Raw genomic sequence first — 26716 nt, forward strand, 5'->3', positions numbered from 1 at the left:
GTCTGAAAATGGCAATGTCCCCTCCTGAATCGCGTCAGTACGGTTGTCTTGAACGAGTGACTTGTCCTCATTGCTGGGAGACATTTCCCCCGGAACGAATCCTCTGGATCGCCGAACATGGAGATCTGCTGGGTGATCCGATGCTTGGCCAACAGGACCAGCAGCGGTTTCTGCCCACCCGCTTCAATGTCGCGGGCGAGGCTCTTGATGCCCGGGGATTTCCGTGTCATGCCCTGGCCTGTCCCAAATGCCATTTGCCTGTCCCTCGGCCGATGGTGGAGCTGGAACCTTTGTTCCTTTCCATTCTCGGCGCACCCGCGAGCGGGAAATCTTATTTTCTCGCTTCGATGACCTGGCAGCTGAGGCAGACGCTCTCCGCAGCTTTCGCCGTGTCGTTTTCCGATGCGGACCCGGCGCTCAACCAGAATCTGAATGACTATGAAGAATCGCTGTTCCTGAATCCGCGGGCCAATGAACTCTGTTCTCTGGCCAGCCTGATCCGAAAGACAGAAGAACAGGGGGAATTGTACGACACCGTGTCGTACGGAGCTCAAACGGTCAGTTATCCCCGACCGTTTCTGTTCTCCATGCAGCCGCAAAGCGACCATCCCAACGGAGCCAAAGCGGAGCAGCTGGGCCGCGTGGTCTGCCTGTATGACAACGCCGGAGAGTCCTTTCAGCCCGGCAAGGACGCCATCAGCAGCCCCGTCACCCGGCACATGGCCCATTCGCGGGCGTTGCTGTTCGTGTTCGATCCGACACAGGATGCACGCTTCCGGAATGATATGGAGCTGGGAGAAAAGAAATTCCGCCAGCATGATGTCCAGCATCGGCTGACTCGTCAGGAGCCGATTCTCCAGGAAGCGGCGGCCCGCATTCGCCGCTATGCCAAGCTCCGGCAAACCGAAAAACATCATCGCCCCCTGATCGTCGTTCTCACGAAATATGACATGTGGTCCCATCTGCTGACCCCGCTCATTGGAGAGGAAGATTCCAGCGAACCCTGGAAACCGGTGGGAGTCGGAGCGAACGGCAGCGGTCTGAACGCCCTCGATGTCACACGCATCGAACGCTACTCGGGGTTCTGTCGACGGCTGATGCAGAAAGCCTGCCCTGACATCGTGGCCGCCGCCGAAAGCTTCGCCAAGGAGGTGATCTATCTGCCGGCCAGCGCTGTCGGCTGGTGTACCCGCGCCGCCCGTACGGACGGACAGCTTTACATGCGTCCGGCCGAGGCCAAGCCGTTCTGGGTGACGGTCCCGTTTCTGTATGCGCTTTATCGCTGTCATCCCGGGCTGATTCCGACTCTCAAGCGGAAAGGCGAGACGCCATGATTCAGGAACTCCTTTACACGTCCGCCCCCAAAGGGTTGAAACCGGGGAGCCGTGGCTTCTGCACCGTCGTCAGTTCTGCGGGAATGGCCGCTCCGGTGGCGATGACGCTGGAAGGGCTCAGCGGTTACCGCCCCGTCTATCCTCCCGATGATCCCCGCGTGCGACAGAATCCGGTCGTCTGGTCCCACCTGCTGATGTCACTGGGGGGAAAACGGTCCAGCATTCTCTCCCGGGTCTCCGACTACGGACTCGATTATTCCCAGCGGACTAATAAGCTCGCGCATCATGTTGTCCTCGACGCGTCCGATCGTCCCCCCGCCGGGCCTGCGTGGCTGGTCTCTCAACCCGACTGGATGCGGGCTCACTGGGACGGAGAACTGGCGATCGTGCCGGCTGGTCGTCAGGTTCCACGAGGAGAGCAACCCCCAGCCGTCTGCACCGCGTGGAAGCAGGCGACTGGAGACGCGGGGTGGGCAGGTGTGCTGGCGGAGTCCTTCCTGAAAGCTCCCGACCGCCCGGCCTATCTGATCTTCGCTCCGGGAATGGACATGCTGGCCCTGATCGGAGAAGCGCTGGCATTGCTCCCACCGGAACGCCGCTGGGAGGTGACGTTCAGCACGTACTTTACGAAGATTCCGAACGGGGCGACCTGCAACTGGCGCTGCGTCCTGGCCGATTCACCGGAAGCCAACGAATCGCGAAGGTTCGTACAGTCGCTCCGTTTGAATCTCTGCGAGCCACTGGGACCGGCGACCGGCGGAGAACTGGTCGAGGCGTCCAGAACGGGACGACTGCGTGCGCGGCCAGCGGAAGCCCCTGCCGCACTGCCGGTAAGCCCGATCCCCCCGCCACCAGGGGTTGGGGAGCTGAGGATCGACAGGCAGCGTGAGCAGCCCCGTCGCGATGTTCCGGACCGTGTCCAGCCTCCAAGTGTGATGCCACGCCCCCCGGCAAAGGCGAGTTCGGCCAAGAAGTTTATCGTTGTCTGGACGGCTTGCCTACTCCTCCTCTCTGCGGGAGGGGCGGGATGGTACTTGACTCATCGTCCCGGTCGCACGGGGGGCCAGCCTGTTCCCATTGCACTGGAAAAACAGGTGGCTTCGACACCAGAAAAAGGCACGGATATCCGTAAGCCTTCTGTTGAAAGTGGAAGTCAGGCCGCTGTCAAAGTCACGGAATCGCCGGTGAAAGTTCCGGAGAAGGAGCCGTCCCCACCCGCCATCGAGCAAAAAGATGCCAGCGAAATGGTGGCCACCGCAGAGAGTTCAGAGCCCTCCGCACCGGAGAAGCCAGCGGCGGTCGCAGCGGAGAATTCGGCGTCCGCGGCACCGGAGAAGCCAGAGCCCCCTGCACCGGAGATGCCGGCGGCTCCTGCTGATGAGAATCCGAAGAGTGAAACCGTTGCGACAAAGGAGGCTGTTGCAGCGAACAACGCGCGAGACAAATGGCTTGCGGATGTCGAGTATTGGGACATCGCTAAGACCACAATATACACACTCGCGAACGGTTTCGGGAAATTTACGGGTGGTCCGGAGGTAATTGCCACACTATGGCTACCTGCTGATATGTGCGGAAGTGATAAATTTCGGTCCTCTGGCAGCCGTTTTGATCGCAATGATCTTGGAGATTGGAAGGAGGTGATGCGTGTGAACTTGGAATCCTTCGCTGAGGAATCTCTCCAGTCACTGAAGTTAACTGCAGTCAAGAAGTCTGAGGGGATTTCCTTGAGGTCAATGAGTAGGGGTGTTCTTCAGTTGTCCACCGTAGGAGGTGGTAATAAGTACGTATTGCTTCACAGTCGCCCGGTTGTCTCTAGGAGTGACTCTGCAAGAAGGATTCTGTCACTGGTGATGGATGCGACTTATCCTGACCAGGAAAAGATGTGTAGGTTGCGTGTAGATCAAATGCGTCTGAACATTCTTGGTAAAGATTGTAATGTCGCGATTCCTCATGGTCATGTAGCAACCGGTGAGGCTGGTGCCGTTTCCATTAAATTGCGAATCCCTGCCATTGAGGTCGCGGGTGAACTTGTGAATAAGTATCAGGGGATCTTCGGGGAAAGCGCAGCAGATGCGGCAAATGGTGCCTTTGTAGTGCTGGAAGTGGTTGTGGGCCGTATAGATGTGGATGGAGTTGCCGCGATTTCGGTTGCAGTCAACGTGCTAGAGGAGTCGCTACAGAATTGGCTCGTAAAGGTTGGGAACGGGTTTTCAAAGGCGGTAGATTCAGATAGTACTGCTTCGTCACGTCAATTGAAGAAAATGGGTGATGTTGATATGTGTTCGGGCGGGTACAAGGTGATTTGTGATGGCAATATTAGTGCGATTAATAGTGCAATTGAAGGTTATAAGAACGTGGTGATGAGTCAGAAGCTGTCGGCTGAAGAAAAGAAAGTGAATGCGGAAAAGCAGGGAAAACTCACTACGCTTAAGGAACAGATTGAGAGTCTAAAGGGTTTTGATCGAGAGGCCTCCGAACTCTTGGAGAAATGTCGGTCCGCCACTGTTGAGTCGCTGGTGATTTCTCAGGAGGCAACGAATGACAATGAAACGAAGTTCGTTCCGTTAGTGGTTTATCGACGAGCTGAAGAACAAGCGACGGGAGCAGGCCAATGACCGATTATCAGCAGATCGTCGACGAAATTCGTTTCGCTTTGCAGTCCGAAGACTGTGAACTGACGGAAGACCTCCGTCAGGCCAGCAGTGTCTACGCCGCAGCCTGTCAGGAAGTCAATCAGCAGCTTCGCAAAATTGCTTCCTACCTCGATGGCGGCCTCCGCTCGGAAGCGATTCAGCTGGCAGAGGGGCCACCGAACCTCCTCGACATCATCCGCATTCTCAATTTTCCTGAGGTCAAGGAATGGGCCGACGTCGTGGCCCTCTACGACCTCCCCCGCAGCGAGCCGATCCTTCGTGATGTCGTCGACAAACTCAATGAAGCACTCGTCGTCGATCAGCCGCTGCAGAAGTTGATGTCCCGTCATCGACTGCTGGCGCTCGTGCGAGCGCCTCTGCGCATCAGACTCGGCGTGCTCCGGGAATTGATGGAAGCGGACCCGGAAACCCCCTGGTGGGAAGAAGATGTCCGGGAGTTCGAACGGGCCCGCTTTCAGGAGGTCGCCTTGGCGGCCCGAGACGCCATTCGGGCGGGAAGCCTCGATCAGCTGCGACAGCTGCAGTCCGATTTCCACGGTGTCAAATGGCTCGAGAAGCCGCCGCAGAAGCTCGTGACGAGTGTCCGCGCGGGAGTCGCCGAACTGACCAGTAAACTCGCCCGTCGTGAAGTGGATGAACTGGCGACGTCGCTGGAGTCCGCATTCTCTGAACTCGATCTGCCATTGGCCCGGCAGCTGCGACCCCGCTGGCAGGAGGCCTTCCAGCAATCGGGACTCACTCCGAATGATCCGGTCGTGCAGCAGGTCGCGCCGATTCTGGGCTGGCTGCAGGATGAAGATGCACGGGAAGCGATGGAGCGACGTTATCAGCAGTCGATTCGGGAGTTCGAGTCGGCACTCAACTCCGAGGCCCCTCTGGAAGATCTCGAACGCCGGCTGCATGAGATTCGCAGGCTGGACCGCGATCTTCCGGAACTGCTCTCCACGCGGTACATCAGTCGACGCGACAGTCTGCTGCTGGCCAAGACGCGGGTTCACCGACTGAAAATTGGTTCGGCTGTGATTGGGGCGCTGTTGCTGATCGGCCTGGTGTCGGTGCTCGTTCATCATCAGCGCCGGAGCAGCAGCATGGCGCGTACAGCAGGGCATGTGGAAAGCCTGCTCAGTAACAAGCAGTTTGAAGAAGCCCGCAACGTGCTTCAGCAGCGGGGAGATGTGGCGGACTGGGATCGTCTGATCGCTTTGCAGGCCCGGCTCGATCGGGAGCAGGGTGAGGATCAGGAACGCAGCCAGCGATTGCAGACAGAACTGCAAAAGGCCCGTGACGCGTCGTCCCATGCCGAGGCACAAGTTGCTCTGGCTCGCGCCAAAACGTATCTGACACGGGCGGATGAGGAACTGGAATTTAATCGCGTGCAGCAGGACTGGGAAAAGCGGCATCAACAGGATCTGGCGGAGCGCGAGAAGAAGATTCAACAGGGAATCCAGAGGGTGACGGCGGACCTCGTCAAGGTGGAACAGGAGATGGGGACCGGGACCGGCCGCGAAGAACTGGGCGCAATTTTGTCGGCTGCGGCGGAGAGCCTGGCCCAGCTGCAGGCCGGCACCTTTGGTCTGCGGCCAGAACTCGCCAGCCAATTGAAATTACTCGCCTCCCGTCAGTCCGAACTGGAAGGATTACGGAACCAGCGGTTGCTCCGCGACCGACGGCAGCAGGAATTGACTCGGGCTGCGCTGATTCCGTCCGGTCAATCGAATCCGGATGGGGCGGTGCTGCAGCTGCGCAAGGCATTACTGGCTTACGCTGACACACTGCAGCAGGAGAGCGTTGTCAGTGCGCTCCGGGCGAGTGCGGACGAAGATGCCTACTGGCGATCAGCATTCGCCTGGAGCCAGATGGCGAATCCGTGGACGGACGTCTGGCCGGAAGATCCTTCCGTTGTGGCCAATCGTGCTGCAGCAATTCAGGAGTTCCTCAAGCGGGATTCCGGAGCTCCGGACGCCCGCATGGCGTCCAGGTACCTCGACCAGTTTCGGGCCCTGCAGGCCCGTGACGGACATGGAAATGAGACGGAGAATAATCTGAAGGAGCGTTTCCTCCGGATCTACAGCAATCCGTTGATCGCCAGCTCGTGGTGCTTCCGGACGAAAGATGGTCGGGTCTACTATAGCCCGGAAAAGCGGCGGCTCCCCTCCGGAAAGCTGCTGACATTTCGATACTTCACCGGGTACGGGAAAGAGGAGGTTGCGGTTCAGAATCGGGTGCACGAGGAGGATCTGACTTCACTCGAGTCGGTGACGTCTCCTTCGAGTGCGATTGCGGCTCAGGTTGTGGGAAAGCTTTCGAACCTTCGTCCCGAGGAATGGAATGACTTCTGCCGGGATGTGGCGCTGTTGCTGCTCGCGACGGAAGACCTCAACCCTTTCCTGAAGATGGACTTGCTGCGTCGGGATCTGGAAGCGGCTGCTGAGGGGGACGTGTTTCTTCGAGATGAATTGGCCGCCCACCTGAAGTTACTGCAGGATGCGTCCATCAACCCATTAGCACAATGGATGAATCCCGATGACAAGGAGGGGAAGCGGGCGAGCGAAGCGGCCGCGGAGATCCTGGCGAAATTTCTCCGTCTCTCTCCGCTCGACGCCGTGTGGAAAAATGCTGATGTGGCACGAACAGAATTTGCCGCGGGGTTGCGGCGTCCTGTGATGATCGTGGGCTGGTTGAATCAGCAGGAGGGACACTGGCGCTGCCAGACGGAGTGGAAGCCGGACCGCGACTATGAGCTGAGAGTGGTTGTTCTCAACGAGGACAAATCCGCGAGCCAATGGCGAAACGTCGGCGAAGTCTCCGGAGGCAAGCTATTGATGAGGTCGGAGGTCAACTCGTTCCTCTCCCCGGGGCGTGCCGTGTTTGCGGTCCCACGAGAGGCTCGGGCTGTCGTGCGCCGTTAACCATTCCTTTCGTAAATCTGAACTCCAGAAATCGAGACCGGCCATGTCTGACCTGATGAGCGGAAGGCATTTCGTTCGTATTAATGGAAAAGTGCTGGGTCCTTTTGAGATGGACCAGCTCCGTTCGCTGCGCGATCGGGGTCGTCTGCATGCCGATCATGAAATCTCCACGGATCGACGCAAATGGGAGCCGGTCTCCCGTCTGGAGGGGTTGTTCGAAGCTCCCCGTTCGGCGCCAGCGAAGACAAAGCTGTCTGATGAAATGGAAGCGATCACCGCAGCGGAGAATGAAAGCTCTGAGAAAGGGTGGTTTTACTCGCGCGATGGCGTTCAGGATGGACCGGTCACACTGAAGCGGCTGCGGAAGCTGGCTCGCGAAGGAACCCTGAAACCTGATGACCTGATCTGGCGCGATGGGATGTCGGAGTGGGTCGCCGCAGCGGACGAGGAAAGTCTGACCTTCGGAACCTCGAAAAGCGGGGTCGTACGTGATGCGGGGCAGTCGACAGGGCAAACGCCAATCTGGGACGCCCTGTTGGGAGCGGTGCGCGAGATGTTTCAGGCCGATTCGCTGGAACGCTTCTATGTCACCTTTCTGAAGATCGGTGGGATTTCGATGACGGTTGTCGCACTGATCTGGGCCGTCTTCAGTGTGATCGTTGCCATTAAACTGGACAGCCTGGAATCGCTTCTTTGGGGAGCCATCGGCGTGGCCGGCATTGCCACGGCGAAGTATGTCGCCGTTCAGTTGGCGATGGCCTCCGATGAGCTGATCAAGTCCACTCCGAACACACTCTCTTCGGTAAGGTTTCTGTCCACCGTTGCTGCCCGCTGTCTGCTGGTGGCCTTTTCCTTGTCGGCGATTGGCTTCTTCTATGTGTCGAAGTTCTCGGCCGGGATTCTCAACTGGAATACGATTGACGAGCGCTGGTTCATTATTGCGTTTGCGATTCAGTTCCCGCTGTCGGCTCTCTTCACGGCCGTTTCGGCACTTCAGCCGGGTTCCCTGAATATCTCGATTCAGCCGGGAGCCCGGGCCGGATATGAAGGGATTGCCGTTCGGTTCTTCAATCTGAAATTGTTCGCCCGGTTTGCCGCATTCTGGTTTGGCACGGGTGCGGTCCTTGGTGTCGTGGCGATCTTGTGGGGGTTAGTGCAAATCAATCGGGGTGAGACCTACATCGCCAGGGGGATCGGGGCTGCAACATTTGGAGCCGCTCTGGCCTGCGGGGCCGTGGCGGTTCCTTGTCTGGCGTATTACCTGCTGACGCGTCTGTCCATCAATCTGGAAGTGAAGCAGGCCATTCTGGCAGTGGCGGCGCGTGAGAAGTGATCGCGGTTTTTGGAGGATCTCTCCGGCGGCGAAGAATCGTACGTGCATTATCAGAATCAGAACGCTCTTCAACACACGACGGTGAACGGGATGGCTGCAAGGGCTTATTTCGTAAAAAGTGGTTCAAAAGTTCTCGGACCGTTCAGTCGGGAGCAGCTGGGCTCATTGCAGGCACGGGGGCGCCTGAGCGCGGAGCATCTGGTCTCGACGGACCGAAGGAATTGGCGGCCCTACGAAGAGTTGGCGGAGGAGTCGCCCCCCGCCGAGGTGCTCGACCGGGAACTGCCGAGCGGGGAGGAGTGGTTTTATGCGCAGGATCATCAGCAGTCCGGCCCAGTCTCGCGAGCGCAGATTCAGCTCTTGATTGATGAAGGAACCCTGTCGGGTGACACGCTGGTCTGGAAGGAGGGATATCCAGAGTGGATTCGCGCCGGGAGCATTTTTGAAGTCGATCGGTCCCCGTTGCCGCCGCAGGTCCCGTCAAAGAACCGTTCAGTCGCGGCACGCGATCAAAGCTCGCTGCAGGCGCAGTCAGTCAAATTCTGTACGAGTTGCGGGCTGCAGATCCATCTGATGTCAACGGTCTGCCCGCGCTGTCGCAGTGCCCAACCGGTGGCGATGGTGCCAACAATGCAGTCATCGACTTTCATAGTAAAGCCACATCGGGAACGCAAAGACAAAGTCGTGGCCGGATTGCTCGCGCTCCTCCTCGGAGGGATGGGGGCGCATCACTTCTACCTCGGGAACGTGGGACTGGGATTGGTGTATTTGTTGTTTGTCTGGACATTTATCCCTGCGCTCGTCTCGTTGGTGGAGGGAATCAGGTACCTCACCATGAGCAGCGCAGAATTTGACGCATCCTATAATTCTTAGTGAATTCATTCTGCAAGCATGTCGAATCCTCCGTCACTTGCCCGTTCCATCTCCTGGTATCGTTCGGATCCAGAACAGAAACTGCTGTTCCGGGGAAGCCGGTTCACGCAGGTCAATAACTACTGCTCGCTCCTGATGGGAATCATCGCGACCGGTTTTTTCTACCTCGCTCTAATTCCACTGAAGTCGACTTACTTCGCTGAGATGTTTACCGAGCGGGGCTTTGTCCCCTACACAATTGTGCTGCTCTTCTTCTGGGCGGCTGCCATCCTCATCTTGAAGACATTCAAGCTGCGTCTGCAGGAAAGGGCGCTCGACTTTTCGGTCGCCCCGGAAAATCCCGAGTTTGTGCTCTCACCGACCACCGTGGGTGATGTCGTGCAGCGTGTGTATGGCATTGTTGATGAGCCGCGGCAGTTTATTCTCTTCAACCGGATTGAAATCGCCTTGGCGAATCTTAAGAACCTGGGGCGTGTCTCGGATCTTGATGAGATCCTGCGGTCACAGGGGGAGCAGGATGAGTCGACTGTCGAAACGAGCTACTCTGTCGCCAACGGACTTGTCTGGGCAATACCTGTCCTCGGCTTCATCGGGACGGTTCAGGGGTTGTCACAGTCGATCGGAGGGTTCGGCACCGTCCTCGCCACCACGCAGGAATTGAGCGAGATCAAGTCGTCACTGCAGCTGGTGACTGCGGGTCTGGCTGTGGCCTTTGAGACGACTCTGCAGGGACTGGTCGCCGCGCTGGTCATTCAACTGTGGTTGACCGTCACAAAGAAGCAAGAGGAGGAATTTCTCGACCGCTGCAGTGAATACTGCGTCCGGAACATTGTCGGCCGACTGAGATTGACTCCTTATCAGACGGAGTCTGTGCCATGAGTCGACGGCGGCGCAAGACCGGCGCAGCCATTACGCTGTTTTCGTTTCAGGACATCATCATGTCCACCAGCGGCATTGTGATCATGATCGCACTGCTGCTGAGCCTGGAACTGATTCAACGACGAGGTGCCGCTGCAGATGCGGTCATTCCGGACAGTTCGTCCAGACTGCGGCAGGACATCGCGCAGGCTCAGCAGGAGATCGCTGCGATTGAAGAACGCCTCAAGGCTTCCGATGAGCTGGTGCGCGGAGCCTCCGGGTTCTCGCGCGTGGAACTGCAATCGCAGGTTCAGAACCGAAAGGACGAGAACGCCGCACTCAAGCAGCAGCTGGATGCAGCGCACAGCGAATTACGTCGGTGGGCACAGGCGGAGCCGGAGTTGGCACGTCTCCGGCAGGAGTTCATCGAAGTGGAGCAATCGCTGCAGCAGGCCCGCAGCGAGGGGGCAGCAGTGCAGCGTGAGCTGGACGAGGTCATTCAGAATGATCGGCCTGTTTTTTCAATGCCGCGTGGTTCCCGACAGGCCGGCTGGCTGGTCGACATTTCGGAGACCCGGATTCAGGTGGCGCCGCTGGAACGGGCAGCGGTTCCCTTGGTTTTTGAGCGAAAAGGGAAATTTCTGCTCGGTCAGGAGGGGGCGGATGAGCAGTTTCTGCAGTGGGCGGGAAGAGAAGCGGCAGGGAGCTATTTTTTCCTGATGGTTCGTCCTCAAGGGCTGGCACACTTTCGCAAAATTGCCAAACAATTCGATCAGAATCAGACCGGTTACGGATTCGATCTCCTGGATTCGGAGCAGATTCTGCTCCACCCCGAACGGGGAGCTGTGCAGTGAAACGTCAACGTTCCCAGCCAGCGGACAGTCTGGAACTGCTTCTCGATACCATCTGCAATACGTTCGGAGGTGTGCTGTTTATCGCGATTCTGGTGGTGATTCTGCTGCGGCTGAGCGGGAATTCCGAGGAGGTCCCGGCTGCAGATCCTTCTGTAACCCAGCAGCTCCAGGACGAACTGCATCTGCTGAACGAACGGCGAATGCAGTTACACGAGATCGCACAGAATCAGTCGCGGACATTGTCTGAACTGGTCCCGGCCGACCGGAAACAGTTGCTGGAGACATTGAATGTGGAAGAAGCGCGGCATTCCAGTCTGAGCAATGAAGTGCAGTCAGCCCGGGAACGGCTCAGTGCGCTCCAGCAGGATCAGGAAACGCTCGAGTGGACAGTCAGACAGAAACAGACTGAACTGCAGCAGGCACAGGCTCGCAACGAGCAGCTGCAAACGGAACTGGACAACGAGCGGCAATCGCGCCACCAGGAGTTGCGGACTTCCATTCTGCGGTCGCCGGGTGGCAAGCGGCAGGTCGGGGTCGTGCTCCAGTACGGTCGCCTGTACATCTGGCATCAATATGATGCGTCAGGGTTTTCCAGCGGCCTGAATACAGCCGACTTTCTTGTTTTGGATCGTGGACTCCTGCAAACGGTGACCACGCCGAATCCCACTGCGGGGGTCGTGGTCGATGGCAGCTCCGCATCACGTCAGCAGATTCTGAAGTCCCTGTTGAAGTTTCGGCCCGCTGTCCAATATCTCGCGGTCATTGTTCGTCCCGATTCCTATGGATCGTTCAGGTATTTGCGCGACGCATTGACTGAAGGGGGCTTTGAGTATCAACTCATTCCCTCTCTGGCAGACGAGGAGTTTGTCGATCGCGGCGGCAGAGGTGGACAGGTCCAGTAATCCAGAACCGGCTGCCCACTCAAATTCCCCCGGAACATTACGCTTGCCGAAGAGCCCGGTCCGCATGACATGGCCGAATCATCCAACTGGCGCTTGACTTGAGATTGCAGGCTTCAAAGGCATTTGGAGCGAGGCGGCAGAAATTCGGCCACCAATCGGGATTGGTCTCTGACTCGCCGCCACACTTGTTCCCAGGCTTTTACAGCTATCTCTAAAGGCCGTCGACCACCGTATACTCTGCCGCATCGGTCGGGGCGGGGAGCAGTTCCGCCCGCAGCACTCCCGACGGACGTTTGCTCCGGTCGATCTTGAAGACCACAGTGTGTATCCCCGGCGTCAGCGTCAGGAGGGATTCCCGTTCACCAATCAGGCGTTTGCCGTCGACGAAGAGAGCCAGGCCGTCCATGGAGTCCACAGTCAGTACTGCGTTTCCCGCTTTCGTGCAGTTGACTTCACCATAGACGTAAGCAAGCGTCTGTTTGTTTTGCGGAATCAATTCATTCAGGGGGAGATTGCCGTTGGCCAGTGCGTAAATGGGCACCCACGAGGCTTCTTTGATCGCTTTGTTCAGTCGTCCTCCCGAAGGATCGGATTTGGCCAGATCTTTCGGAATCTCGGTCAACATCCGGAAACGCTGAAACCGGGGGGTCTTGCGAATCTCGTTCTCTCCCGGCTTACCCAGAGAGGAGAGAAAGGCAACCAGATCGACAAATTCATCGCGGGTCATCAGGTTGGTCAAGCCCTGCGGCATGAGGGATTTTCCAGGCTGTTCCACGTCGATTTCCGCAATGGGAATCGCATTCAGCTTTCCGTTCGCATCCCGAAGCAGGAGGGTGGAAGCGTCGCGGCTGGCGACGATCCCCTGGTGAATGCGGCCGTCATCGGTGGCGACGATCATGGTGACATAAGCTTCTTTAATCGCCTGATCGGGATCGTTCACCGAGTGAACGAGAAACTCCAGCGGTGAAATCGCTCCAACGGAACTCAGTTCCGGGCCGATATCTCCGCCCGCCTTGTGAATGGAATGGCAGCGGTAGCAGCCGAGGTCGTTTCGTCGGAAGACTGCTTCTCCCTTCTTCGCGTCACCCTTGGCGGCAATTTCCTTGACGAGACCTTCGATCTGGTCGGGAGTAAACAGCGGCTTTTTGCTGCCGACCCCCACGATGTCCGAAAGGACGCGACTCAAGGGCTCTTCGGATCGGCCGATGGAGGTCAGGTGTCGCAGCACAAGCACCGCGACCTCTACGCTCGGCGGATTGGCTTGCAATTCGGCGGACAGGATGCGATTTCCGTCTCGGAATTCCAGCAGTGGATCGATGCAGGGGGCCGGTTCCGTTCCTTCTGGCAGCGTTTTCAGGATCGAGGCGGAGAGGCGGGCTGCTTCTTTCAGTTCCACAGTTGCCAGCAGTGGCAGGGCGGCCATTCGCTGGGGGAGCGAGTGTTTTTCATCGGCCAACTGGTTGACCAGCGTCACCGAAAGTTTTCGGTCTAGCAGCAGCATTGCGGCGAGGGCCTTGCTGCGGGTTGCCGGGTTGGTGTTGTCATCACGCACCAAGTCGGCGAGCAGCGGAACGAATTTGGTTTGCCGCCAGAGGCCCGCGAGTTCGATGGCGGGGGCGTTCAGCGGTGATGCGGGGTCTTTGATCCACGGTTCCAGTGCGGCCAGGTCGCCGGACGGCTTCACCTTGCGGAACTGGGCGGCCTGGGCAAGTTCTTCCAGTGCGGCCTGTTTTCGCTCCAGTGACCACTTGTCATCAGTGGCGATGAAGTGAAAAACAGCCTGCAGGTCATCCCCCTTGCCTCGCTCGCAGATCATGCGGACGACGGCTGCCTGTCGATCCGGAGGAACCCGGCCACTTTCCAGGAGTCTCAGCCCAGCCTGCGCGGCCGGTGAATTCTGTGCCTGCAGGGGGGGAGTCCTGGTCGTCAGCAGGAAGGCGGTCAGGCAGAACGTGATAAGCGGCAGTCTGGCGAATGTCATAAGACAAGCAGCTTTCTGGGCGGGAGTCAGGCAGAACGTTCAGGGATCAGCAACGACTGTTGGATCATCCTAGTTTTATTACTTCCGGAGGGGCGATGCCAGCGGTGGACGGAATGTCTGCTGGTTTTCGCAGAATGTGAGTTCGGGAAGGCTGGTGAAAAAAAACGGATCGGTCAGGCATTTAGGACAATCCGCGTTCCATCTAATGGACCGACTGCAGCACGAATGGGGAAATCTTTGCCGGTGCAGGAAAGCGGAAACCGATCACATACAAGCGGGCAAGAATGTTTTCGGTTTCATTTCGCCACGATCAAACAGAGGGTCCGACGCATGGCGCGTTCGAGACGGGCCGGAACATCATTCCGGCGCAATTTCCTGGCATCTCTCATCGCCGCCAGTGCAGTGGGATTCGCCCAGTTGAACTTTGATCCCGTCCCGAGCGGCAGCAGTCCCCATGCTCGTGCGGCCATGATCGGCCCCCCGACAACGTCGGTGCTGGCGGCCCCCAAGCTGGTCGCGACCGCTTCTCTCAATCAATCGGCGACTCCGCTGATGGAAGAAGGGAGCCGACTGGTCGAAATTCCTCATGATCCCGCATTGCTCCGCGGAGTCTGGGGTCTCAAGCTGACCTCCGCTCTGCTGGCGAAGGGGTGCAGCGAGTTCGCACGGATCTCCGACTACACCGCCGTGATGTACAAGCAGGAGCGGATCAGAGGCACGCTTGGCGAGGGGCAGAACATCGACCTGAAAATTCGTCATGAACCGTTCAGTGTCTACATGAAATGGTTGTCCGGTGACCGGGGTCGACAGTGCATCTATGTCGACGGACAGAACGAAGGGAAATTGCTCGTGCAGCCCGGAGGCATCCGGGGACGGGCGACCGGTGTGCTGAGCATCGATCCCAACGGCAGTCTGGCGTTGGCTGAGTCGCGGCATCCGATCACCATGGCCGGGCTGCTGGGACTGGCAGAGACCATTCTCGAATACCAGCGCCGTGATCTGGAACGGGCGGGGGGATTCACCTGCGAACTGCGGGATAACCAGACCTTCGAAAACCGGCCCTGCTACCTGTGCATCACGGAATACGACAACGAGAAGACAAATCCTGAATACCGGAAGTCGATGATTTTTATCGACAAGGAGCTGTCGATGCCCATCTGTGTGAAGAACTACGGCTGGGGCCGCGATGTGAATCCCGAGACGATCGACGAAGAAACGCTCATCGAGTTCTATGCCTATTCGGAACTCAAGACGATGCAACAGCTAGGTTCGGCCGACTTTGACCAGCATAACAAAGAGTACAAGCTGCGGGTGAAGAAGTAAGCTGGGCCGAGCCAGTGTCAACAAATGAAGAAACCCCGTGCACGTCGTGAGACCTGCACGGGGTCATTTTCGTTCAAGCGATCTCAACCGAGATTACTTGGGGGCTTCCGGCAGAGCACCGACGTCGCAGGAGAGCTGGCACTCGTTGCCATCGCACTCGTCGGTACGATCGGTGAAGGCACTTCCGTAAACGATCGACTTGAAAGCAGCGGCGTTGCCCAGAGTCTTGTGAGCGCCCATACCTTCGTAGTAGAAGCTCTGGTTGATGCTGCCGATGGCTTCAGCAACGTCGTTCAGTTCGTTCACGACAGCGTGCTGAACTTCGCTCAGACCGACGATCATGCCGATCACGACGATGGTGGCCACGAGGACGAGTTCGGCGGAGACGATGAAACCAGCTTCATCATTGAGCAGTTGACGCAACATGATTGGAGTTCCCGTAAATTTCTTTGTGATGGTGTACCGCAGGGACGTTTCTCACCAGAGAAGCCATCCCGCCTCCGCAATCAGGTCTGATCCACCTTCTTGCAGTGGTTCTCCGTGCCATGCTTGGCCCATGGCGACGGAGGAAGCGACAGGGGCCAGCCTGTCACTCCAAAGACAAGTGCTGCTGCAAACGCCTCAGCCAGCCTGTCCACACCGCTCGGGCCGTCCTGCAAGACACCCGGCAGCGTGCCGGGCGTTGTTGTTCAACATCCCGGTACGGCTGACAAAAAGCACCCTCCATGCCGATCTGTCTGGCGTGGTGCCATTTGGCATCATGCGGAGTGCGTCCCGTGGACTCGGAATGAGCAGAATCACTAGGAAAAGCAGTCGTTTTAAAGAAAACAGCGCATGTTTCAGGAAGACGACAACAGCATGCGGCTCCGGGTGTTGTGTTTCGAAAATGAAACATTGCGAGCGCTTCGGCATCGCAGACTTTGAACAGCACTGATTGCCAGCCCGGCAGGGAGTCATGGAGCGGCGTCGTTCAATCACGCGTTCCGGAGTCTGTGTTTGCAGCTCTTCAGGAGATATTGAAAGCGGGAGAGACCGGGCGCCGTCGTCCCGAAGAGGCGTCGGGAAATCAATCTTTGGATCTTGCCCGAACCAATCGAGGATTGCGCTGCTCTGAATCGTGAAGTGGCGGCCGCAGTGCCGGTGAACTGATCATATTGGAGCGTCAGAGGGTCCGGGAGACCGTTACAGAAAATTGCGAAAATCAGCGGATTGGTCTTGATGGACAAACTGGTTTTGCAAGAATGATTTTGTTGTTCCGTGCCCCACGCAGCACGGAGGGACTGGAGCCGCGATGAAGCCGGACCGGCGAGCCGGAAGAAGCGGATAACTCAAAGTAGAAAGGAGGTGGTCCTGTGCAAGATCAGAGTAGTAGCCAACAACGAGGTGGCGCTGTCTAAGACAGTCGGCGGGCTGTCGCCTGACAGCCACCGGGAAAGCGGTGTCGGGACTGGCTCCGACAGGTTCTCGCTTTCCAGCTGCGACCGCTTGTCGCAGCAACCTCGGGATCACAGATCCTCGAGAATATGAGGCTCGGTTTCGCAAGAGGCCGAGCCTTCTTTTTTGGCGATGCGTGAGGAAACGGTTCACCCCCAGCGCCCCCTCCGCGCGAGCGCTTCGCCCTGACCCACTCGATTGGTGAGTGTCTCCTGTTGTTCGCTCTGCCGCAATCGACAGGCCCCGTGACACAGGTCTTCCATCGGGCCTCGCACTTCGCGGAACCGAAAAAAACGACATTCGCAGGGCCGGATTCACCGTCGGGTGAGCCTGTCCAAGGTTTGCGGAGTGGAGGTCGTCGTCCGGCTTGAGGCCAGTGTCCGGGGTAAAATCCACCCGATCTCAGTTCCTTGTCGCGACAGAAGGTGCGATCGAGCACTTCTTTCGATGCACTGGCGGGAATCTCGCAGCAGATCATCGAGTTTGGCATCGCTGCGGGTTGGCGGCCCTCACGGCTCGCCTAAAATGCAGCAGGTGCAGTTGCCTGGCAATCTGCGTCGTTGCTCCCCCCGTCTGCCTGCGACCTTTCCTCACCTGGAGTTTTCATGTCGAATCGTCCCCAATCGCTGGGCGAGCTGAAGGCCAGCGGATATCGATCCATCCCCGTCAAGCAGGAGATGCGCCAGAATCTGATCGCCCGGCTGCGACGCAAAGAGCCACTGTTCCCGGGAATTCTCGGCTACGACCAGACCGTCTTTCCGCAGATCATCAACGGCATTCTGGCGCAGCACGACATGCTCTTTCTGGGACTGCGCGGGCAGGGGAAGACCCGCATGCTCCGGATGCTGACACAGTTTCTGGATGAGGCGCTCCCCGTGATTGCCGGTTCGGAGATTCACGATGATCCGCTGGCTCCGCTGTCGAAATATGCCCGCGACGTGGTGGCCAGCCAGGGGGACCGGACGCCGATTGCCTGGGTGGGACGCGATGAACGCTATCACGAGAAGCTGGCGACGCCTGACGTGACCATTGCTGACCTCATTGGCGAGGTCGATCTGATCAAGCACGCCGAAGGACGTCACCTCGCAGATGAAGATGTCATGCATTTCGGCCTGATCCCCCGCAGCCATCGGGGGATCTTCTGTATCAATGAACTTCCGGATCTGGCTCCGAAGATCCAGGTGGGCCTGTTCAATGTTCTGGAAGAACGCGATATCCAGATTCGCGGCTTTACCGTGCGGTTGCCGCTCGATCTGTGCATGGTCTTCTCCGCCAATCCCGAGGACTACACCAACCGCGGGCGGATCGTCACGCCGCTCAAGGATCGCATCGGTGCAGTGGTTCGCACGCATTATCCACTGGAACGGGAACTCGGAATGCAGATTGTCGCCGAGCAGGCCTGGACACGCCGTGACACGGTCGCGGTGATTGTGCCGCGACTGCTGCAGGAGATTGTTGAAGAGATCAGCCGCCTGGCCCGTACCAGTCCGCATGTCAATCAGGCTTCCGGCGTCAGCGTGCGCATGTCGATTGCCAACATGGAGACCCTGATCTCCAATGCAGAGCGACGAGCGCTGGCCCAGTCGCAGTCCCGGACTCTGGCCCGGATCAGTGACCTGTTCTGGCTGGCGGCCAGCTCCCGCGGGAAACTGGAATTGTCCATGTCGGAGGAGAGTGGTGATGAAGACCTGCTCATCCAGCGAATCATCGAAGAAGCGATCAAGAACGTCTTCGACCAGTACACGACGGTGAAACGGTTCAGCAATGTGGTGGACCACGTCGGTTCCGGCCAATCACTGAAGCTCGACGCCGAAGCTGGCGCTGAACAGCTGCTGCAGACTGTCGGCAAGATTCGGGGTTTTCACGATCAGTTGCAGACGCTGGCTGCCGAGATCGATCCGGAACTGGCCCGCAGCGAGGATGCCCAGGAGTTTCAGGCTGTCGTTGTGGAACTGGTCCTGAACAGCCTTTACGCCCACAATCGCCTCAATCGCAAAGTGACCGGAGGGGAGTCGACGTTTGGACGATGAATCGAAAGTCGATGCGGGAAGCCCCGCCGGACCTCACGACGATCGAATGCTCTCGCGGCGGATTGAAGCTTCTCTTGCGGCGGATTGAAGCTTCTCTTGCGGTGTGACTGATGTTTCAGTGTGGCTCGCGGAGGAGCCGATTACGCGCTGATTGGCCAGTCGAACCGCTCCAGGTCGGAATGCTTCCGGCTCCAAGTGCCTTTCGTCCACACGTGAGACGCAGGGACTGGAAAGTGTCTCGTGTTCCAGTGATGCGTTCATCGTCAACTGGACGCGGTCACAAAGAGCAATGTTGCAATTGCTTCATGCGGGAAGAATTCCGTGTTCCCAGGGGGTGCAGTGGCGTGTCAGTGGTGGAGTAGTGCGCGCGCAGTGAGCAGGTGCAGTCAGGTCATTTTTTGGAGAGAGGCGGCGGGAACAGGAATTAAGAAACAGGGAGTTGCCGCGGTCCCCTGTGATGGGTGTTGGTATGTGGATGTGTTGTTCTGTTGCGCAAAAAAGAGCAAGACGTAAAGTTTTGAGGAACAATGCATTAAAAGGGCTTGTTGAATTCGCGAACAAAATAGTTCGTGAAAAAAACGTTCGTTCGGCTAATGCCCGAATGGAGTGCAAACCCTTCCATGATCAATCGTACTTCGCGAATCCCACCGAGCATCGACGAGTCGAATCTGAATTCGACCGCCAGAGCGGATGAGCGGTTCTGTCAGGAATTGACAGGAGCGCAGCACGTTCTGATGAGCTTCGTGTTTTCGCTGATCCGCGATCCTCATCTGTCGCGAGACATTGTGCAGGAAACCAATCTCGCCCTGTGGAAGAAGCGCCGGGACTATCAGCCCGAGCTCAACTTCCGCTCCTGGGCGCTCCGATTTGCCTACCTGCATACGCTCGCGGCGCTCAAGACGCGTCGACGCAGTCGGCTGACTTTCGATCAGGAACTGGTGGATCAGCTGGTGGAAGAAGTCGGTGAGATTTACGAAGGGCTGGATGAGAACCTGCTGCATCTTCGGAGCTGCCTTAAAAAGCTGCCACACCAGCAGCGTCAGGTGATCCGTCTGCATTATCGCGAAATGCGCTCCATCAGTGATCTGGCGAAGAAGCTTGGGCGATCTGTGTCTGCCGTGGGGATGACTTTGCACAGGGCGCGACTCGCCCTGATGCATTGCTTCCAGGCCTCGGCTGAGGGGCGATAATGTTTGGAACACCCACAGGACGAAGAGAACATCCGGAGGGGCCACAGCCCAACTTCGAAGACCTCGTACGCAAGGCGTTCGAGGGGACCATCGTCGAATCCGAGTTTGATCGACTTCAGCAGGAGCTGCGGGAGAGTCCTGAGAATCGCCGCTTCTATCTCGATTATGCTTCGGTCCATGCCCTGCTGACTCTGGACTACGATGAAACCAATCCTCTGTCACTGAAAGAGCCCCAGCCACGCCGACTGCTGCAGGGATCATTGGTGGCTGCGGCCAGCCTGCTCGTCTGCCTGGGTTTGTGGTTGGGACTTCGTTCCCGCCAAGTGGATTCCTCTTCGGTTGCCACCGCGGAGGGTCCTGCCGCCCCCGTGGTTCAGTCCTCCACCACTCCTGCGGTCTTCCCGGTCGCAGAAGTCTTGCGGATCGTGACTCCGCAGTCCGATTTTTCCACCCGCATCAGGGAGCTGGGACGCAGTCTGCTCCCCAATGAAACGGTGGAGATCGGCAATGAACTGGCGCACGTCAGATTCAAGTCGGGCGCGAACTTGGTCCTGCAAGGCCCGGCGTCGTTGAAGGTCAGCACTCCGCTCCGCTGCCAATTACGCTCGGGCATCGCAACCTGCGAGGTCCCGCCGGAAGCAATGGGCTTCACCGTCCAGCTCGCAGGGGCGGACATTGTGGACCTGGGAACCTCATTCGGGGTCAGTCAGCTGCCCGGACAATCCGGCGAAGTCTCGGTGTTCTCGGGCAAGATTCAGGCCTATTCACTCAGCCTGGATGGAGGATCGCAGCCGGGGCCGGTGGTAGAGCAGAACGCCGCGCTCCAACTGCATGACGGGGAGACGCCCTGGCGCGAAATTCCTTTCGATAGTCGAAAATACTCTGCCGCACTGGGCCTTCAACGCGGCATTCTGAGCACGTCTTCCGGGGTCCAGTATCTCGACACGCCCCCTGCAGACCTGCTTCCGGGTTCTCTGGAGAGCAGCGACCGTGTTTTTCTGTTCTTCGAGCAGAACAACATCCAGTGGCCTGAAGATCTGCATGTCGACAGTGTCGGCCGCCCGGCTGATTCGGAAGAGTCGAGGCCCGTCTTCGAAGAGTGGAAAGCTGACGGCGGGGTCTCCATCGCCACGATCTCTGCACAGGAAGAAGTTCTGGCAGAGGCAATGCCGACAACGCGACACAACCTCACCAGCTTCCTCCTCCACTATGACCCGCCGGGTGAACCGGTTGTTCCCGCCTACGACAGCGGAGAAGAGAGTGAGTTTGACCGGGAAGGCCAGATTTCCTTCGCCGGAAAGATCGTGGGCCTCATGTGGCGCGACCAGACACTGGCCGCGACTGATGCTGTTGCGGGAGCGGTCCACACGGCCTATTGCACGGGAATGGGGCTGCACCGCAGCCTGAGTAAAGGGAGCACGATCGAAGTGTCGCCGGACCAACGCACACTGAAGTTCAAATTCCTCTCCCGCAAGGAATCACGAATTGCCCTCAAAGGGATTGATGAACTGAGGATTCTCATCGAGATGGACTCTGATGCTGTCAATCAGAGTCCGGTATCGCCCTCGTCATAACGATTACCGAGTTCGCTGGACCCCTCCCCTGAACGGGAGAAGTTCGGCTGAAAGACGCACTGCGACACAGCCCAGACCGCGCCAGAGCTGCGCTCACGTGGATGCGGACTGTCGCCAAGCTGTCACCACATTTCTTGATCCACTTCACGATCTGTTCGCATTCTGCGGAGTTATTGCCATTTTGTGTTCCGGAGAGTTTAAATGAAGCCCCTCAATCGTCAGCGCTTAGGTTTTACCCTCATCGAACTTCTAGTGGTCATCGCGATCATTGCCGTGCTGATCGCCTTGCTCCTGCCGGCGGTACAGCAGGCGCGAGAAGCAGCCCGCCGCTCGCAGTGCAAAAACAACCTGAAACAGATCGGGTTGGCCATGCACAACTACCATGACGTGTTCAACCTGTTTCCACCTGGCCTGATCATGCAACGGGCCGACCCGGACTACACCGACGGGGGAAATGACAAGAACGTGGAAAGCTGGGCCTGGGGCGCGTTTTTGCTTCCCTATGTGGAGCAGGGAGCGTTGTACAACCAGCTGGGAATTGGGAACGGGACCCGTCTCGACACGATCATCAACAACACGGATCTGGAAAACACGCCGCTTGCCGTCTACCGCTGTCCGTCTGATATCGGTCCGGCAATTCGTGAGTATTCGGGTTATGCCCAGTGGGCCACCTCGAACTACAAGGCTTGCACCGGACACCGTCGCGATGCGCTGACCCTCAGTGTCGTGCCGGAAGCCCGGAGTGGAATCTTCTGGCAGGACAGCAAGATCGGTATCCGCGATGTGACGGACGGAACGAGCAATACCATTCTTGTGGGTGAGATCGCTTACCAGCGAGGAGTTCTCCTGCCCCGGGCCGCGGTGTGGATCGGTTCGCTGCGGGCCTGTGGAGGCAATTCCGCCAAGGACGTGTTTGCCAACGCTCGTGGTGCCATCAATCACTCCAACAATGTTTCAAATGAGCTGAACGAAAGCTTCAGCAGCGTGCATACCGGCGGAGCCCAGTTTGTCTTCGGAGACGGCTCGGTCCGGTTTATCTCCGAGAACATTCACTATGTGACCAACGGCTCGAACAACACCAGCGTCGTCGACAGCACGTATGAGCGATTGACGGCTCGCGAAGATGGCCAGCCTGTCGGCGACTTCTAGTGCAGGCGGCATGGTGTTTTTCCCCGGACTGCGCGACTGATCGCTGCGCAGTTCCGAATCAGAAGGAAACAGAGGACGGTGCCGGAGTGCAGTACGTGCATGTCCGGCACGGCCACCTCGATTCTCCGGATCTGGGTGGAACTCGGTATCCGGAGGGCCCCTGTCTGAAGGGCGCAAGGGAAGACATGACGGGCATCGCCCGCTTACGGAGCGATGCCTTTGAGAGCAGATTGCTCTTCACCCTTTCCCCCGCAGTGGTCGTCCCGGTTGTTCAGGAGCCCGACTCGCCCCGGTGGAAGCGGGCAGGCAAATATCAAGTGCAATGGAAATGTTGGGGAGGTGCCAAGGTGTTCAAGGTTCACGGAATCCGTCGCCTGCTGGCGAGCGTCATGCTGCTGGCACTGGTGGGGTGCGGCAGGGGAGATGCCCCTGATGTCGCTTCAGTCGAAGGAACGGTCACACTGGACGGTCGCCCGCTGGAAAGAGCGACGGTGACATTCCAGCCCGAAGGGGGGCGACCTTCCTTCGGGACTACCGATGCCGCGGGCAAGTACCGCATGGTCTATACCATGGATAAGAGCGGAGTGATGCTCGGCCCGAACAAAGTCTATATCCGGACCCGGTTCGAAGATGACAACGGCCGAGTTGTTCAGCAGGAATTTCTGCCGGCCAAATATCATGACCGATCGGAACTCACCGCCAATGTGGAAAACAAACCGAACGTGATTGATTTCGCCTTGACCAGTAAATGATCCCGCACTGGTTCAATCGCTGAACCAGATTCTATCTTGTCTCGAACTCGCCGAGAGAAAGTGAGTCTCCTATGTCGAAGGCACCCCTGACGCCTGATCGCCGCCAGTTTTTGCAGACCCTGACCGCCGGTGCGGCGCTCAGTCCTTCATTGCTGCTCTGGAATCAGCAGGCCCGGGCAGACAAGCCGACTTCGCACCTCGTCACGGGTGACATCGTGCGAACGAGCGGAGAGCTCTCCGCAGACGGTTCGAAGCTGATCGAGTCGCAACGGGAAATTCCCGTCGCGGGAACGACCGACGTCATCGTCTGTGGCGGTGGACCGGCCGGAATCGGTGCTGCCCTGGGTGCTGCGCGGGCCGGCGCCAGCGTGCGACTCATTGAGATGGCGGGCTGTCTGGGAGGAGTCTGGACCGCAGGGTTGCTCACACGTATTATCGACGGACACAGCAAGTCGGGTGTGATGAAAGAGATCCTGAACGGTCTGGCCGAACGGGGAAGTGACGTCGCCAAAAAGTCAAAGGGCGAAATCTACGACCCGGAGCTGTGCAAGCTGCTCCTCGAGGAAATGTGTGTCAAAGACGGAGTCAAGATTCACCTGCACACGCATCTCGTCGGCGCGGTTCTGAATGACCGGAATCAGATTGTCGGCGTGCTGACCGAATCGAAATCGGGTCGTCAGGCCTGGGTCGCGCAGCGGTTTGTCGATTGTTCGGGCGACGGTGATCTGGCAGCACAGGCAGGCTGTTCCTTCGACCTGGGAGTCGGAGAAAAGTGTGAATGCCAGCCGATGTCGATGATCGCCCTGCTGACCGGTGTTGATCCGACCAAGATCACGGAGTTTATCCGTGAAACGGGTGAATCGGCCAAACCCAAGCTGCGGAAACTGATGCAGCAGGCAGGCGTTGATCCCTCGTATTCAGCGCCGACCCTTCGGCATCTTCACAGCGGCATCTATTCGCTGATGACCAACCACGAGTACGGTGTCTCCGCGATGGACGAAGGTCAGATCACAGAGGCCACGATCCGTGCTCGGGCCGAGGTGCATCACATCGTGAATACGCTCCGCAAGCTGGGTGATCCGTGGACGAACCTGGCTGTCGTGGCGACTGCCGAGCAGATCGGCGTCCGCGAGGGTCGGCGGATTCGAGGTCGGTACACCGTGACGGGTGAAGATATCGTGGCGGGTGCGACTCATCCTGATTCGGTCTGCCGCGTGAATTTCGGATTCGACGTCCACAACGTCTTCTCCGACGGCAGCAATCCGGTCGACGTTGCCAAGTTTCGCAAAATGGGATCGAAGCCCTATGACGTTCCGCTCGCTGCGCTGATTGCGGCCGATGTCGATGGCCTGCTGATGGCTGGTCGCTGTATCAGCGGAGACTTCATTGCCCACTCCAGCTATCGGGTCACCGGGAATTCCGTTCCGATGGGAGAAGCCGCCGGGAAGGTGGCGGCAGTGTCCGTTCAGAAAGGTGTGATGCCGCATGAAATTTCGTATGCTGAGTTGGCTCAGAACGGATGACCTGGACTGAAGCGCGGTTCAGCGAGTCGAGAGTCGAGTCGTTTCGAAAAAATCAGGTCCCACCGGTGATTCGTCATCGGTGGGATTTATTTCGTCAGTGTGTCACGTCACAGGGAGCGGATGATGAAATCTTTCTGCCGGCGATTGTTTCCAGTGGTCTTGGCATTCCTGACTCTCTCACTGCGACCTCACCTGTTGCCTGCGCAGCAGACATCGCTGACAACGCCGGTCAAGAGTGCCGATGTTGTCATTTATGGGGCGACACCGGGCGGGATTGCAGCAGCGATTGCCGCCGCTCGAAATGGTCATTCGGTGCTCCTGCTTGAGCCGACATCGCGAATGGGTGGAATGGCCACTAATGGGCTGTCGCATCCCGATTTTCGGACACTCGAATCGCTGTCGGGCCTGTTCCTCGAGCTGAACCGCCGGACCGAACAGTATTACACCAGGGAGTACGGGGCAGATTCCCAGCAGGTGAAAGATTCGTTGCACGGAACACATGCGGAACCCAAAGTCGCCCTCCAGCTGTTTCGCGAAATGCTGAAGGAGTATCCGAATCTGCAGGTGCAGGATCACAAGCTGCTGACAGGCGTGACGGCTGAGAAGACGGGTGAAGGGTTTCAGATTTCGCGCCTCGCTTTGAAAGATCGTGATGGCTCGGAATTCGCCGTTTCGGGGAAGATCTTCATCGACGCCACCTATGAGGGAGATCTGCTGGCGCTGGCAAAAATTCCCTACAGCCTGGGCCGTGAAGGGAAAGCGGAATATCAGGAGGAGCTGGCGCCTGCGCAGGGGGATTCCGAGGTTCAGGGTTACAACTTCCGGTTGTGTATGACGAGCAATCCCGAGAACCGCGTCTTGCCGGAAAAGCCCGATGGCTATGACCGTGAGCAATTCACCGGGCTCCTGGAACTGATTCGTCAGGGAACCATTAAACAGGCCTGCTTCATTGCTTCTGGCGGCTCGAATCCGTCGGCCATCTACAAGATTCAGAAGCCGGTTCTGCCGAACCTCAAGCATGATGTGAACGATATGTCACGCGCTCCGGTCAGGTTGTCACTGACCAATGTCAGTCATGACTGGGCGGAAGCGGACACCGCTCGACGTGAGGAACTCTTCCAGGATCTCGTGCGACATAACCTGGGGATGCTGTACTTCCTGCAGAATGATGAGGAAGTGCCTGAATCGATTCGAATCCCCGCCCGGGAATTCGGCCTGTGCCGGGATGAGTTTGTCGACTCCGGATTTCTCCCCGTGCAGATCTATGTCCGCGAAGCCCGACGCATGAAAGGCCGGCATGTTTTCACGCAGCACGATGTTGCAGCCTCTTCTGACGGCGTTAGAGCCAAATTTCAGCCTGATGCCATCGCCATGGGAGATTATGGGCTGAATTGTCATGGCACCGGCCACCAGGGACCCCGATTTGGCGGGACTCACACCGGAGAGTTTTATCAGGCGACCGCTCCGTACCAGATTCCCTATGGAGTTCTGCTCCCGCCGGACCGGGGAAATCTTCTCGTGCCGGTGGCGATCTCCTCATCGCATATCGGTTTCTGTGCACTCCGTTACGAGCCGATCTGGATGGGGCTTGGTGAAGCGGCCGGCACGGCAGCGCATCTTTCTCTCAAGCATCATCAACCTTTGGACAAGATCGATCCGGCGGAGATCCGGCAATCGCTGCACGCCGCAGGCGCTGCCACCATCTATGTCAGTGACGTCTTGCCGGATTCACCGGATTTTGTCGCCGTACAGTGGTGGGGCTCCGCAGGAGGTTTGCACCATACGGAAGCTGCTGCAGGCAAGTACGGAACGCGTGGAAAGTCCTACACCGGCCAGTACGCGCATGCCTTTCCATGGCATGAGGCTCAATTGAACAGGGACCTCGCACCGGAATTGCGGGAACGCTGGCTGAAGCTGGCGGCTGAACTGAAGATCGATGCCGGAAAACTGGAGCAGTCCCGGACCCGGGGCGACTTCATCCGGACCGCGTACCAGCTGGCTCATCAGCGTGAGAAATCCTCTCGCCCCAATTCTGACTGAAGG

General features: G+C 58.1%; 18 protein-coding genes. 16 read left to right on the plus strand and 2 right to left on the minus strand.

Going from position 1 to position 26716, the window contains the following annotated elements; genetic code table 11:
- Positions 1–14 precede the first annotated feature (14 nt).
- From SH664x_RS07325 to SH664x_RS07360, 8 genes are all read left to right on the plus strand, one after another.
- Positions 15–1334, plus strand: a complete 1320-nt coding sequence (locus SH664x_RS07325) for a hypothetical protein (RefSeq protein ID WP_437206314.1) — start codon at positions 15–17, stop codon at positions 1332–1334.
- Positions 1331–3949, plus strand: coding sequence for a hypothetical protein (locus tag SH664x_RS07330; protein ID WP_437206316.1), 2619 nt, complete (start codon positions 1331–1333; stop codon positions 3947–3949). Before SH664x_RS07325 ends, SH664x_RS07330 begins: the two co-directional genes overlap by 4 nt.
- The gene (locus SH664x_RS07335) at positions 3946–6897 is read left to right on the plus strand and encodes a hypothetical protein (protein ID WP_437206317.1); all 2952 of its coding nucleotides are present in this window, start codon (positions 3946–3948) and stop codon (positions 6895–6897) included. The genes SH664x_RS07330 and SH664x_RS07335 overlap by 4 nt, the downstream gene beginning before the upstream one ends.
- A gap of 43 nt (positions 6898–6940) precedes the next feature.
- Positions 6941–8230: a GYF domain-containing protein gene (locus SH664x_RS07340; RefSeq protein WP_437206318.1), complete on the plus strand. Its 1290-nt coding sequence runs from the start codon at positions 6941–6943 to the stop codon at positions 8228–8230.
- Between the two features lie 90 nt (positions 8231–8320).
- Positions 8321–9103 (plus strand): GYF domain-containing protein, encoded by a 783-nt coding sequence (locus SH664x_RS07345; protein ID WP_437206320.1) that lies wholly within the window; start codon positions 8321–8323, stop codon positions 9101–9103.
- Positions 9104–9121: 18 nt separating this feature from the next.
- A complete protein-coding gene (locus SH664x_RS07350) occupies positions 9122–9982 on the plus strand; it encodes a MotA/TolQ/ExbB proton channel family protein (RefSeq protein ID WP_437206322.1) in 861 nt (286 codons plus the stop codon).
- Positions 9979–10815, plus strand: a complete 837-nt coding sequence (locus SH664x_RS07355; RefSeq protein ID WP_437206324.1) for a hypothetical protein — start codon at positions 9979–9981, stop codon at positions 10813–10815. Before SH664x_RS07350 ends, SH664x_RS07355 begins: the two co-directional genes overlap by 4 nt.
- Entirely contained in the window at positions 10812–11717 is a 906-nt protein-coding gene (locus SH664x_RS07360; protein ID WP_437206326.1) for a hypothetical protein, read from the plus strand. Before SH664x_RS07355 ends, SH664x_RS07360 begins: the two co-directional genes overlap by 4 nt.
- Before the next feature lie 211 nt (positions 11718–11928).
- On the opposite strand, the gene SH664x_RS07365 is transcribed toward SH664x_RS07360, so the two are convergent.
- A complete protein-coding gene (locus SH664x_RS07365) occupies positions 11929–13698 on the minus strand; it encodes a hypothetical protein (RefSeq protein WP_437206327.1) in 1770 nt (589 codons plus the stop codon).
- Positions 13699–14028: 330 nt separating this feature from the next.
- Between SH664x_RS07365 and SH664x_RS07370 the strand changes: the two genes are divergently transcribed.
- Entirely contained in the window at positions 14029–15021 is a 993-nt protein-coding gene (locus SH664x_RS07370) for a DUF1571 domain-containing protein (RefSeq protein ID WP_437206328.1), read from the plus strand.
- Positions 15022–15114: 93 nt separating this feature from the next.
- On the opposite strand, the gene SH664x_RS07375 is transcribed toward SH664x_RS07370, so the two are convergent.
- Complete coding sequence (locus SH664x_RS07375; RefSeq protein ID WP_437206330.1) at positions 15115–15447, minus strand: hypothetical protein; 333 nt, start codon at positions 15445–15447, stop codon at positions 15115–15117.
- 1613 nt (positions 15448–17060) lie between these two features.
- Between SH664x_RS07375 and SH664x_RS07380 the strand changes: the two genes are divergently transcribed.
- The 7 genes from SH664x_RS07380 (at position 17061) to SH664x_RS07410 (ending at position 26713) form a co-directional block, all read left to right on the plus strand.
- Positions 17061–18485 (plus strand): AAA family ATPase, encoded by a 1425-nt coding sequence (locus SH664x_RS07380; RefSeq protein ID WP_437206332.1) that lies wholly within the window; start codon positions 17061–17063, stop codon positions 18483–18485.
- Positions 18486–19105: 620 nt separating this feature from the next.
- The gene (locus SH664x_RS07385) at positions 19106–19675 is read left to right on the plus strand and encodes a sigma-70 family RNA polymerase sigma factor (RefSeq protein ID WP_437206334.1); all 570 of its coding nucleotides are present in this window, start codon (positions 19106–19108) and stop codon (positions 19673–19675) included.
- A complete protein-coding gene (locus SH664x_RS07390; RefSeq protein ID WP_437206336.1) occupies positions 19675–21249 on the plus strand; it encodes a hypothetical protein in 1575 nt (524 codons plus the stop codon). The genes SH664x_RS07385 and SH664x_RS07390 overlap by 1 nt, the downstream gene beginning before the upstream one ends.
- A gap of 201 nt (positions 21250–21450) precedes the next feature.
- Positions 21451–22398 (plus strand): DUF1559 family PulG-like putative transporter, encoded by a 948-nt coding sequence (locus SH664x_RS07395; RefSeq protein ID WP_437206337.1) that lies wholly within the window; start codon positions 21451–21453, stop codon positions 22396–22398.
- 185 nt (positions 22399–22583) lie between these two features.
- Positions 22584–23150 carry a carboxypeptidase-like regulatory domain-containing protein gene (locus SH664x_RS07400; RefSeq protein WP_437206338.1) on the plus strand — a complete coding sequence of 189 codons (567 nt, stop codon included), beginning with the start codon at positions 22584–22586 and terminating at the stop codon, positions 23148–23150.
- A 71-nt stretch (positions 23151–23221) separates the two neighbouring features.
- Positions 23222–24673: an FAD-dependent oxidoreductase gene (locus SH664x_RS07405; RefSeq protein ID WP_437206339.1), complete on the plus strand. Its 1452-nt coding sequence runs from the start codon at positions 23222–23224 to the stop codon at positions 24671–24673.
- Between the two features lie 120 nt (positions 24674–24793).
- Positions 24794–26713: an FAD-dependent oxidoreductase gene (locus SH664x_RS07410; protein WP_437206341.1), complete on the plus strand. Its 1920-nt coding sequence runs from the start codon at positions 24794–24796 to the stop codon at positions 26711–26713.
- Positions 26714–26716: the final 3 nt, after the last annotated feature.

This window comes from Planctomicrobium aquicomposti, from assembly GCF_051466325.1.
Lineage (GTDB): Bacteria > Planctomycetota > Planctomycetia > Planctomycetales > Planctomycetaceae > Planctomicrobium.